We start from the raw sequence: 13,072 nt of genomic DNA, 5'->3' as shown, positions 1-13,072 counted from the left end.
TTCATCTTATATAAAGTGCAATAGATAAAGTAAACATAAAATGATTCAGACAGTTATTAAAAGAGATGGACGCATTGTCGAGTTTAATAAAAATAAGATTTTTAATGCGATTAGCAAAGCTATGCAAAATACGGAAAATGGAGTGGATTCTTTTTTAATACAAAAAATTACTGAAGATATATCCCAAACAGGCAATGTAGAAATGACGGTTGAAGCCATTCAAGACATGGTAGAGATGGAATTAATGAACAGTCCCCGTAAAGAAGTTGCAAAAAAATATATCTCCTATAGAGATCAAAGAAATGTTGCAAGAAAGGCTAAAACATGCAATATGTTTTTGGAGATTATTGAAACCAAATCCAATGAGGTTACAAGGGAAAATGCCAATATGAATGCTGACACCCCTGCAGGAATGATGATGAAATTTGCCAGTGAAACCACCAAACCCTTTGTGGATGATTATCTTTTAAGTCCTGAAGCCAAAGAAGCGGTCCTTTCCAACTATATACACATTCACGATAAAGACTATTACCCGACTAAAAGTCTAACTTGTGTACAACATCCATTAAATAAAATTTTAGAAAACGGTCTTTTTGCAGGACATGGAGAATCAAGACCGGCAAAAAGAATTGAAACCGCCAGCATGTTGGCTTGTATTTCGTTAGAAACCGCTCAAAATGAAATGCACGGAGGACAAGCGATTCCGGCATTTGACTTTTATTTAGCGCCGTTTGTTAGAAAAAGCTATATTGAGGAAATAAAAATTCTTGAAAATATAAACGGTCAAAATTATGAACACCTGTATGACTACGTGATTAAGGATTATGTTAAGGAAGAACTTGGCCATAAAAAAGGTGATGAAAGAATTGTACAACATGCCATCAATAGAACCGTAAGTAGAGTTCATCAATCCATGGAAGCATTTATCCACAACATGAATACGATCCATTCCAGGGGAGGAAATCAAGTAGTATTCAGTTCCATTAATTACGGTACGGATACTTCTCCGGAAGGAAGATGTGTGATAAGAGAACTTTTAACAAGCACGGATGAAGGCGTTGGAAACGGTGGAACTGCGATTTTTCCTATCCAAATATGGAAGAAAAAGCGAGGAGTAAGTTATTTATCTGAGGATCCGAATTATGACCTGTATAAATTAGCATGCAAAGTTAGCGCCCGACGTTTTTTTCCAAACTTTTTGAACTTAGATGCTACATTCAATCATCATGAAAAATGGAATGCACAAGATCCTAAAAGATATCAATACGAAACAGCCACTATGGGATGTCGTACGCGTGTGTTTGAAAACAGATTTGGAGAGAAAACATCCATAGGTAGAGGTAATCTATCTTTTACAACAATCAACTTAGTTAGATTGGCATTAGAGACCCGCGAAATAATGGATGAAACTGAAAGAAAACGTCAATTTTTCCAAAAGTTGGATCATACGTTACAAATAGCTGCCGAACAACTGCATCAACGTTTTGAATTTCAAAAAACAGCAGCTCCAAAACAATTTCCTTTATTAATGTCGACATTATGGAATGGATCCGAAGAACTAAAGTCTGAAGAGACAGTAGAAAAAGTAATCAACCAAGGAACTTTGGGAATCGGATTTATAGGACTTGCTGAAGCTTTAGTAGCTTTGATAGGAAAACATCATGCGGAAGATGAGGAGGCTCAAAAATTAGGACTGGAAATAGTTACATTTATGAGGGACAAATCTTTAACTTTTTCAGAAAATTATAAACATAACTATAGTATTCTAGCCACACCGGCAGAGGGCATAGCAGGTAGGTTTACCAGAAAAGATAAAAAAGACTTTGGAAGCATTAAAGGTATCACGGACAGAGAATATTATACTAATTCTAATCATGTACCGGTATATTATAAATGCAGCGCTCACTTAAAAGCTAAAATTGAAGCACCTTATCATGATTTAACTCGCGGTGGACATATTTTCTATGTTGAAATAGATGGAGATGCCACTCACAATCCCGAATCAATCATGACTGTAGTGGATATGATGGATAAATATAACATCGGCTATTCTTCCGTGAATCATACTCGAAACAGATGTTTACCCTGCGGGTATGAAAATGCTTCTGCCCATTTAGACGAATGCCCAAAATGTGGAAGCACCCATATTGACCGTTTGCAACGAATTACGGGATATTTAGTAGGGACAACCGATAGATGGAATTATGCTAAGTTAGCGGAATTAAACGACCGTATTATTCATGACTAAACTATCTATACTAGATATTATACAGGATACAACGGTGGACGGACCCGGCTTTAGGACTTCTATTTATGCGGCAGGATGCATTCATAAATGTGTAGAATGCCACAATCCGGAATCTTGGGATATTGATAAAGGAAAACCCTATACGATTAATGAGCTTATTGAGATTATAAATCAATCAGAATTTTCAAATGTAACTTTTACGGGCGGTGACCCGTTAATACAAGTAAAAGAATTTACAGAACTAGCCAAAGAAATTAAAGCTATTTCGCATAAAAATATTTGGTGTTACACCGGATTTACCTTTGAGCAAATACATAAATCCAAAAAATTATCACAAATTTTACCTTATATAGACGTACTTGTAGACGGTAAATACGTGAATACTTTATACGAAGAAGGATTACCATTTAGAGGAAGTACCAATCAAAGAATAATTGATGTCCAAAAAACACTTTTGCATAAAAGTATAGTAATCAGAGAGAACCAATTTATATAAAAATTTATTAAGTAAATATTCCATTGAGATAAATTCATTTGAATCCAAATTGATATATAAATACGAACCATAATCGCACAAAATCCTTAAAAGGCATGTCTAATTGCGTGTTCGATAAAAATTCATTATCTTTACGGTCTTATATACTAAAGAAAAAATAAACAAGTACACTTATGATAGGAGAAGGGGAAAAATTAATTCCTATTAATATTGAAGATGAAATGAAATCATCTTACATTGATTATTCAATGTCTGTGATAGTTTCCAGGGCTCTACCCGATGTAAGAGATGGTTTGAAACCCGTACATAGAAGGGTTTTATATGGGATGTATGAATTGGGAGTTACTGCCAACAGTTCTTACAAAAAATCTGCAAGAATCGTTGGGGAGGTTATGGGTAAATACCATCCTCATGGAGACTCGTCAGTATATGACACTATGGTAAGGCTTGCTCAGGAATGGTCTATGAGGTATCAGCTGGTAGACGGTCAAGGTAACTACGGTTCCGTAGACGGCGACCCGCCTGCAGCGATGAGGTATACTGAAGCCCGACTAAAAAAGATTTCCGAAGAAATATTATCGGATATAGATAAAGATACGGTTGATACTCAACTTAACTTCGACGATACGTTAGAAGAGCCTAAAGTAATGCCTACCCGTATTCCTATTCTGTTAGTTAACGGTGCATCAGGAATCGCTGTTGGTATGGCTACCAATATGGCTCCTCATAATCTTACTGAATCTATTAGTGCCATTTGTGCGTATATTGATAACAGAAATATTACTATTGATGAATTAATGCAGCACATTAAAGCTCCCGATTTTCCTACCGGTGGTATCATATACGGTTATGAAGGGGTAAAATCTGCGTTTGAAACAGGAAGAGGAAGAATCATTTTACGAGGAAAAGCCAATTTCGAAGAGGTACACGGCAGAGAAGCCATCGTAGTAACAGAAATTCCATATCAGGTAAATAAAGCCGATATGATTGCTCGTACGGCCGAATTAATCAAAGAAGATAAATTACAAGGTATTTCTGAAATCAGAGACGAGTCTGACAGAAATGGAATGAGAGTAGTTTATGAGCTTAAACATGATGCCATCCCGAATGTAGTATTAAATCTTTTATACAAATACACCGCATTACAAACCTCATTTAGTGTTAATAACATTGCACTAGTAAACGGTAGACCCGTTCAGCTTAATTTAAAAGATATCATTCATCATTTTGTTGAGCACAGACATGACGTCGTGGTAAGACGTACTCAATACCTTCTTAAGAAAGCTCAAGAGCGAGCCCATATCTTGGAAGGATTTATGAAAGTTATTGCTTCTCAAGATACTTTAGATTTAGCCATTAAAATAATCCGTGAAAGTTCAAGTCCCGGCGAAGCAAAAACGGGCTTAATCCAAGAATTTGAATTAACGGAAATACAAGCTCAAGCGATCCTGGATCTTAGATTGGCTCGTTTAACCGGAATGGAGTTGGATAAAATCCGAGATGAGTACAATGCTATTATGAAAGAGATCGAATACCTTAAGACTATTTTAAATGACGAAGGACTAAGATATTCTATCATTAAAGAAGAATTAGAAGAGATCAAGCAAAAATACGGTGACGAGCGTAAGACCGAAATCAATTTTGCGGGTGGAGAAATGAGTATTGAAGATATTATTCCTGACGAAAAAGTTGTTTTAACTATTTCTAAAATGGGATATATCAAAAGAACTTCTCTTTCTGAATATAAGACCCAATCAAGAGGTGGCGTTGGAAACCGTGCAGCATCTACCAGAGATGAAGATTTCCTTGAATACGTTGTTTCCGCTACTGCACATCAGTATATGCTTTTCTTCACAGAAAAAGGTAAATGTTTCTGGTTACGAGTATTTGAAGTTCCAGAAGGTTCCAAAATAGCTAAAGGACGACCTATTCAGAATTTAATAAATATCGAATCAGACGATAAAATCAAAGCTTATATCTTAACTCATGATTTGAAAAATGAGGAATATATAAATAATACGTTTTTAGTAATGGTTACCCAAAAAGGAACCATAAAAAAAACAACATTGGAAGCTTATTCCAGGCCACGTGCCAACGGAATTAATGCTATTAATGTTAGGGAAGGAGATACTTTGGTAAGCGCAAGTTTAACTTCCGGTAACGATGAAATAATGATTGCTACTAAATATGGAAAAGCTATTCGCTTCCCTCAAGAAAAATTAAGACCTATCGGTAGAAATGCTTCAGGTGTACGAGGTATTACTCTTGGCGATGAGGATGACGAAGTAATTGGAATGGTTATTATTTCAGATCCTGAAAATGACACTATTTTAGTTGTATCAGAACAAGGATATGGAAAACGAACTCACGCCGATGCATATCGTATTACTAACAGAGGAGGAAAAGGAGTCATAACTTTAAATATAACTGATAAGACCGGTAATCTGATAGCTATCCAAAAGGTTACCGATGATAACGATTTAATGATTATTAATAAATCCGGTGTTGCCATCAGAATGTCTGTGGAACAACTTAGAGTTATGAGCAGGAACACACAAGGAGTTAAATTAATTAATCTTAAAAAGAACGATGAAATTGCTGCCATAACTAAAATTGAAAAAGAAGAAGGGGTTGATGAAGAAGAATATGATGAAAATGGAAATAGTATGGATGGTGAAACCTCGCTAAACGTTACAGAAACAAATGAAAAATTAAATGATTCTGACGATTCAGAAAATGATTTAAATGAATCAAACGAAGAAAATAATTCAGAATCACAGGATTAAAACCATTATATGAAAAAAATATCAGTTTCTTTATTTATATTAGTTAGTTTATGGTCTTTTGGCCAAGAGAAAGAAATAAAAGATGCTTTTAATGCATTAGAGAAAGGAAATAAAACTCAGGCTGAGTCATTAATTCAACAAGTAGAACCAACGGTTAGTTCTAATATATCCGGAATCAATCCTGACGTATATGCTAAATATTTATATGTAAAAGGAAATTCCTTATTGGAACAAGGAAAAACTCTTGAATCTGCTAAAATATTTTCTAAATTAGCTCTTTATGAAAAAGGCCCTATTTATTCTTTAAAAAATAAAAATACTAAAGAAAAGGCTTTTGTTCTTACTAAAGAAGAAGCAGAAAAACTTAAATCCGAAGGTTTTACAGGTTTAAAAGAAACTAAATCGGGTACAAACTATATTCAAAAAATAATTCCGATTTTAGAACAAAAAAGACAAGAATTATCTGGCAGGGCAACTTCTGAATATAATGCGAAACAATTTTCGAAAGCGGCTGATGATTTTTTAGAATCCTTTTATTTAACTCAAGCAGCTGGAAATGCGGATGAAGTTTTTAAATATTATGCAGCAATTTCTTATCATGCAGCCAATAATAATAAAAAAGCTCTTGAACTGTACTTAGAATTACTAAATGAAGGCTATACTGGTAAGACAACCACGTATACAGCTTTACAAAACGGTAAAAGAGTCGGTTTAAGCGAAGAACAATACAATTTATTCAAATCGGCACCCAATTCCGGATTTTCAGACTTTAAAAAAGAGGAATCACCATCCGTTGAAGCAGATTTATACAATTATGCAATTTCCTTATTAGTTGCAGATAAAAGGTATAATGAAGCTATGACTTTAGCTGAAAAAGGATTGAAAAAATTTCCGAATGATACTAATTTAAATTCTCAAATAGGAGAATTATACTATCAAACCGGTCAAACTAATAAATATATTGCTAAATTAAGAGAAGCTATTGTAAAAAAACCTTATGATTATATTTCTTATTATAACTTAGGAGTATTATACAGCAAAGATCCTAAAGCAGCTGAATTAGCTAAAGAATATTATAATAAGACTATACTTATTAAGCCGGATTATCCGGCAGCATATCTGAATTTGGCAGCTTTATTATTAGCTCCTGATAAAGAAATTGTAGAAAAAATGAAAGCCTTAGGATCTTCTAGAGCTGATCAAGAAAAATATGATGCTTTAGTCGAAAAAAGAAAAGCAATGTTCAAACAGGCCTTACCTTACATGGAGAAAGCATATAGTTATGATCAAAAAGATAAAGGTATTATTCAAGCGTTAATAGAAGCGTATAGAGTTTTACAGATGAAGGATAAAATGGAAGAAATGAAAAAAGCAGAATCTGCCTTATAAAGAAAATAATATAATACAACATATTGTAAGGGAAGTAGTAGAAAACTTCCCTTACTTTTTAGGAATAATATTTGATATTGGATAATATAATTAATTAATCGTAAATATAAATTTAAGTAAAAATTATGAAAAAAGGATGTTTAATCGGAGGTGGTATTATAGGATTAATCGCTATAATTGTAATCGGAGTATTTATGTGGGGGGTAAGCATTAATAATAATATGATTGAACTAAATAACGATGTAAATTTAAAATGGAGTGCTGTAGAAAGTTCATATCAAAGAAGATCAGACTTAGTACCCGGTTTAGTAGCAACCGTTAATAAAGCAACCAATTATGAGAAAGAAACTCTTACTTCTGTAATTGAAGCCAGAGCAAAAGCAACTTCAGTACAGATTGATCCTTCAAATTTATCTCCTGAAAAATTAGCTGAATATCAAAAAGCGCAATCCGGCTTAGGTTCTGCTTTAGGAAGATTATTAGTTACTATTGAAAAATACCCTGATTTAAAAGCCAATCAAAATATTTTAGGACTTCAAAATCAATTGGAGGGAACAGAAAATAGAATTAAAATCGATAGAGATAACTTCAACCAATCTGTTACAACCTATAACAATTATATACAAAAGTTTCCCGCAAGTATTGTAGCTAATTTTAGAAATTTTAAAGAAAAAGGTACATTTAAAGCCGATGCAGGTGCTGAAAAAGCTCCAAATGTTGATCAATTGTTAAACGGTAAATAATTTTTAAAACTACTTTTAGAATGTTATTTTCACCCCGGGACGAAGAAGATATTATTGAAGCCATTAGACAAGCCGAAGCGATGTCTACAGGGGAAATTAGGGTACATTTAGACCAAAACCTAACGGGGGATGCGTTAGCCACGGCGCAATCCCTCTTTACCAAATTGGGTATGGAAAAAACAAAAGATAAAAATGGTGTCTTATTTTATGTATCCGAAAATAAGAAAAAAATTGCTGTAATTGGAGATGTCAACATTCATAAATATGTGCATCAAAATTTTTGGGATGGACTTTTAAAGGAAATTACATTTTCATTTAAAAAAGATAACTATAAAGAAGGATTAATCAACGCAATTTTAAAAACCGGAACTAAATTGAAAAAATTTTTTCCAAGAGATGGAAAAAATATAGAAAATGAATTACCCAATGAAATATCCCGTTAAAATTATTTTAGTCCTATTTGGCGTATTATTTTTAAATAATTTCATTTACGGCCAAACGGAATTTAAAATCCCGGAAAAACCAAAAATAATTTATCCCGTTAATGATTATGCTAATATTCTTACGGAAGAGCAACAAAATAAATTAAATAATAAGCTAATATCTTATAGCGATTCAACCTCCACGGAAATAATTGTTTGTATTGTTAAAACATTAAATGGTGATGATATCAATTATGTGGGAGCCAAATGGGGTGAAAAATGGCAAATTGGACAAAAATATAAAAATAATGGTATTTTATTATTAATAGCTTCCGATGATCATAAATTAGCTATACAGAATGGGCGAGGAGTGGAAGATGCCATGACTGACTATACTTCCAGTACTATTATTCATCAATATATGATTCCTTATCTTCAACAAAATGATTATTATGGTGCTATAAACTCCGGTACGGATCAAATTATAAAGGTTCTTCAAGGGAAATTTAAAGCAGATAATCCGGAGGATACTGATGACACTACTTCAGGGATCATAGTTGCTGTATTTATATTTTTCATTATACTGTTGTATATATTAATGCATAAAAACAATAGAAACAACACATATTATGACCGAAACGGTAAGAGAAGGAATAATGATGATGATTTTTGGGGTGGATTAGGTGGATTTATCGGCGGAAGTATATTTGGCGGAAGTGGCGGCAGTAGTTCCCGAGGTGGTGGTTTTGGAGGTTTTGGCGGCGGAGGAAGCTTCGGTGGCGGCGGTGCCAGTGGTAGTTGGTAATATTTAAAAAATATAACTATTAGTTATCGATTATTTTCCTCATTATTTATTCGTGTTTATATGGAAATGAATAGGAATATAATAATACTATATAATCGCCGGCCAGACTTTTCTAATTACATATTGTCATCCTTATTAGACGATTGAAATAACTGTTTAATTAATCATAATTTAGTTTTATCTAAGCATTTTTTGAGCTAAATTCATTCCAACAATTAATTGATCAATATCTTCCTTAGTTGTATAGATGGCAAATGATGCTCGAACAGTACCTTTTATTCCCAAGCGTTGCATAATGGGTTGAGCGCAATGATGTCCGGTCCTTACTGCTATCCCTTGTTTATCTAAAATAAACCCGACATCAGACGAATGAATATTTTCGATATCTAAATTAAAAGAAAGTGCTCCGGAAGTATGTTTTGCATTTTGAGCATAGATGATTATATTATCTAATTGCGAAAGTTTATTTTTAGCATACTTCATAATTTCGTCTTCATGTTTACTAATATTTTTAAAACCTATAGTTTGCACAAAATCTATTGCATTTTTTAAGACAATATTACCAGAAATATTCGGAGTACCTGCTTCAAATTTAAAAGGCAAATCTGCATAGGTCGTCTTTTCAAAAGTAACTTCTTTAATCATTTCTCCACCTCCCTGGTAGGGTTTCATGGATTCTAATATATTTTCTTTACCGTATAAAATACCCACACCGGTAGGACCATAAAGCTTATGTGAAGAGAATACATAAAAATCGGCATCCAAATTTTGTACGTCAACTTTTCTATGAGATACGGCTTGCGCTCCGTCTATAAGCACATATGAACCTATTTTGTGGGCTTTGGAAATTATTTCTTCAATTGGATTGACTACTCCCAATGCATTGGAAATATGATTTACAGCTACTATTTTAGTTTTTTCCGAAAGGAGTCGATCATATTCATCCATCATCAAATCTCCGTTGTCATCCACAGGAATAACTTTAATTTTTAGATTTTTTCGTTCGGCTAATAATTGCCAAGGAACGATATTCGAATGATGTTCTAAATTGGATATAATTATTTCATCGCCTTCGTTAAGTAAGGGTTCTATTCCTGTAGCTACTAAGTTAATACTATCGGTCGTTCCTTTAGTAAAAATAATTTCGTAATCCTTTTTTGCATTTAAAAATTGTTGCACAGACTTTCGGGATTCTTCCATTTCCACGGTAGCCAATTGACTTAAGGTATGAATTCCTCTATGAACATTAGAGTTTATAGTTTTATAATATTTTTCTTCTGCCTCTATTACGGAAATCGGCTTTTGAGTAGTCGCAGCATTATCAAGATAGACTAAAGGTTTGCCATTTACTAACTGATTCAGTATAGGAAAAATATTTTTTATATCTTTTAAATCTTCGTTCATGGTAAGAAAGTTAAACTTCAAAATTAAATGATTAAATTGAATTAAAAATTATTTTTTTGTTATTATTTAATAAAAGAAAATTTTTCTACAAATGGAATATCCGGATCGGCTATTTCTAAGATCAATCGGGAAACTTCCTCAAATAAAATAGTAGCTTGAGATTCGTTTAAACTTTCAGAAGAATCAATTTTTAAAATCTCCAATCCTCGAAAAGGTTTTTTAAAACTCCAAATTCCCACCTTAACCGATTCTGAAAGTTTTTCATGTAAAATCATATAAGCATAGAAAACAAGCTGAATATAAAATTTAAAATTTTTATCTTCTTGAATTTGATCAAATCTATCTGACTTAAACTTAAGAGTATCTATAGATGATGTTTTATAATCTATAATTCGGTCCTGGCCATTAAAACTATCCCAGCGGTCTACAAATCCTTTCAAAAATAAGGTGCCTATTTCAGGTAAATTAATAGTGGAACTAAGTTCTTTTTCAATTTCTTTTAAGAAAATGATATTACCGTTTTTTAGGTCGGTTAAATCTCTTAACAATATTTTTTCTATGGTTTTTTCCGCTAGCAGCTTTTGCAAGTAATTTTGCCCTTTTTTAAATAAGTCGGGATTTAATTCTTTTTCAATATATTTATTTAAATAAACAGAATAATTTTTTAAAGCTGAAAGTAACTCCTTTTCCGTTAGTTTATTTCCTTGCCATGGGGAATAAATAGACTCTAGAGTATGATGAATCAAATTTCCGTAATTTAAAGCAGAAATTTCCTCTTCCATCTCTTGTTGTTCATTAATCTTTAAAATCTTTTGCAAATAGAAATTGATTGGATTGTAATGATAATTGGTTAAATGAGTAGGAGAAATAGGATTTTTTAGCCAATCTTGAATTGAATTCAGTACAGCAGGAGATTTTTCAATGATTAATTCCTTCGATTGTTTTAAATTTCCTCCATAGGTGGCTACAGATTCTATTATGGTATGTTTAGACTCAAATTCTAATTGATTAATAAATCTGCTTTTTTCTCCGGAGTTAATACCTTCAGTATAATTATTATAAACTAAGGTAATGTTTTGTGCATGTTGTATTAATCTATAAAAATGATACGCATAGATGGCATCACTTTCAAGAAAAGTATTGATTCCGTAATTTTTCTTAACATCAAAAGGAATAAAAGAATTGTCATTTTTGCCACCCGGCAAAATTCCTTCATTAACTCCGGTCATTAGTATATTTTTAAAGCTTAGCAATCGAGTTTCCAAAACTCCCATAATTTGAAGTCCCTCTACCGGTTCGCCAATAAAATCAATAGTTTCATTATTGATTACATGCTGATAAAATGTATAAAGAAGAGAAAAATTTTGAATGGAAAGATCTTGGGATAATTGTGTATGTAAAAGGGAGAAAAGATTTTTAAATTTTAAATAATTTTCTTTTAACACCTGATGATCAGAATCTGTTTTCCAAAATTGTTCAGTACAAAATTCATAAAGTTTATGTATCAAATCGATAGGATTTGCATATTCTTTAAATATAAAATAATAGTAAGAACTACCTAAACGTTTATATATGAGAGAATCAGTTAAATAGATAAGATTATTCCTTTTTATTTCAGAAATAAATTCAATAACAGATGTAGTATTATGTAATAATGGATTCTGAAGAAGGGATAAGATATCGTTATAGTAATATCCTTTGGATGTATTTTTTTCTCTAAATATGTGTAATTTAAAAATTTGCTTAAATAATGATGCTAAAAATGAATTTTTAAGGGGAAATCCCATAGTTATATTAACTCGGGATATATTTTTAGGTATGCTTTCCAATATTGCCGGTAGAATTGATTCATCGCTTAATACTAATGCGGTATTGTGTAACTCTTCTTCAGGAAGGGTAGATAAGATTGAACTGATATATTTGGCTTGAGCTACGTCTTGAGAAGTACTCACTACATGTATATTTTTTTTTTGGTTGAAATCATCAGTTATCCATTTGAAATCTCGAGTTGCATAATAATTCCAATTTTTATATTTCCTTAAAAAATCTCCGGCTTCTTGATTACTATTGTTTAAATAGTATTTATCGGCATCCCAATATAAATACGTTTCGGCATGTGATATATAATGTTTAATCAGCTTTTCTTCTTTGGGCGTTAAGGCATTTAATCCGACAAAAACATACTTATCATTTTCAGGAATATGAATACCTGTTAATTGGCTTAACACACGGTTTAGAATCATTCCGTACGTGCCCAATCCTTTAGTCTCCAAAGAATCCTTTAATTTATTATATAAAATTATGTTGTTTTCCCAGAATTTTACATTTTTATAATATAATTTTTTTTCACTGGTGGTATCCAGCTTATTCACCCAATTTTCTATTCTTTCAATGGAAGCCATATGCTCTAAAACCCTATGAGGATTATCAGAGAAAATTTCTATATCGTTAAAATCTTTAAGAAGAGTAGGGATCCATTTTAAAAATTCATCAAGAGTTTCCTCTGCATTTACGAATTTTTTCTGTATTTGAAAAGCTTCCAACCAAAGAGGAATATTTTCGATTTTAACTAAATGGGAATGTTTGTATATAAAATCTTCAATGGTATAGAAAGTAGGCAAAAATCCGTTATACCCTTTTTTAATAAGATATCTTTTAAAAAATATGATAGGTCTTCTTCCGGGAATAATGATAGTAAATTTAGATAAATCATTATTTTTTTCCAATAACTCATCAATTACTTTTTCTATAAAATTTGTATGCATAAATATATAAAAAG

General features: G+C 32.3%; 9 protein-coding genes. 7 read left to right on the top strand and 2 right to left on the bottom strand.

Annotated elements, in window-relative coordinates; translation table 11 throughout:
- The first annotated feature begins 40 nt into the window (after nucleotides 1–40).
- The 7 genes from J3U20_RS01725 (at nucleotide 41) to J3U20_RS01695 (ending at nucleotide 8,889) form a co-directional block, all read left to right on the top strand.
- On the top strand, nucleotides 41–2,248 hold the full coding sequence (locus J3U20_RS01725; RefSeq protein ID WP_160542138.1) for an anaerobic ribonucleoside triphosphate reductase: 2,208 nt from the start codon (nucleotides 41–43) through the stop codon (nucleotides 2,246–2,248).
- On the top strand, nucleotides 2,241–2,744 hold the full coding sequence (gene nrdG, locus J3U20_RS01720) for an anaerobic ribonucleoside-triphosphate reductase activating protein (RefSeq protein WP_160542137.1): 504 nt from the start codon (nucleotides 2,241–2,243) through the stop codon (nucleotides 2,742–2,744). Before J3U20_RS01725 ends, nrdG begins: the two co-directional genes overlap by 8 nt.
- A 173-nt stretch (nucleotides 2,745–2,917) precedes the next feature.
- Nucleotides 2,918–5,530: a DNA gyrase subunit A gene (gene gyrA, locus J3U20_RS01715; RefSeq protein ID WP_160542136.1), complete on the top strand. Its 2,613-nt coding sequence runs from the start codon at nucleotides 2,918–2,920 to the stop codon at nucleotides 5,528–5,530.
- A 9-nt stretch (nucleotides 5,531–5,539) separates the two neighbouring features.
- The gene (locus tag J3U20_RS01710; RefSeq protein ID WP_160542135.1) at nucleotides 5,540–6,919 is read left to right on the top strand and encodes a tetratricopeptide repeat protein; all 1,380 of its coding nucleotides are present in this window, start codon (nucleotides 5,540–5,542) and stop codon (nucleotides 6,917–6,919) included.
- A gap of 125 nt (nucleotides 6,920–7,044) precedes the next feature.
- On the top strand, nucleotides 7,045–7,662 hold the full coding sequence (locus tag J3U20_RS01705; protein ID WP_105297555.1) for a LemA family protein: 618 nt from the start codon (nucleotides 7,045–7,047) through the stop codon (nucleotides 7,660–7,662).
- A gap of 20 nt (nucleotides 7,663–7,682) precedes the next feature.
- Complete coding sequence (locus tag J3U20_RS01700) at nucleotides 7,683–8,105, top strand: TPM domain-containing protein (RefSeq protein WP_160542134.1); 423 nt, start codon at nucleotides 7,683–7,685, stop codon at nucleotides 8,103–8,105.
- Nucleotides 8,077–8,889 (top strand): TPM domain-containing protein, encoded by an 813-nt coding sequence (locus J3U20_RS01695; protein WP_160555773.1) that lies wholly within the window; start codon nucleotides 8,077–8,079, stop codon nucleotides 8,887–8,889. The genes J3U20_RS01700 and J3U20_RS01695 overlap by 29 nt, the downstream gene beginning before the upstream one ends.
- Nucleotides 8,890–9,066: 177 nt before the next feature.
- Here the strand turns inward: J3U20_RS01695 and J3U20_RS01690 are convergent, their stop codons facing one another.
- Both J3U20_RS01690 and J3U20_RS01685 read right to left on the bottom strand, forming a co-directional pair.
- Nucleotides 9,067–10,293, bottom strand: coding sequence for an aminotransferase class V-fold PLP-dependent enzyme (locus J3U20_RS01690; RefSeq protein WP_160542132.1), 1,227 nt, complete (start codon nucleotides 10,291–10,293; stop codon nucleotides 9,067–9,069).
- A gap of 62 nt (nucleotides 10,294–10,355) precedes the next feature.
- On the bottom strand, nucleotides 10,356–13,058 hold the full coding sequence (locus J3U20_RS01685; protein ID WP_160542131.1) for a PD-(D/E)XK nuclease family protein: 2,703 nt from the start codon (nucleotides 13,056–13,058) through the stop codon (nucleotides 10,356–10,358).
- Nucleotides 13,059–13,072: the final 14 nt, after the last annotated feature.

This window comes from Apibacter sp. B3919 (assembly GCF_026537405.1).
Classification (GTDB): Bacteria; Bacteroidota; Bacteroidia; order Flavobacteriales; family Weeksellaceae; genus Apibacter.
This window is presented reverse-complemented; position numbering and strand designations above follow the sequence as displayed.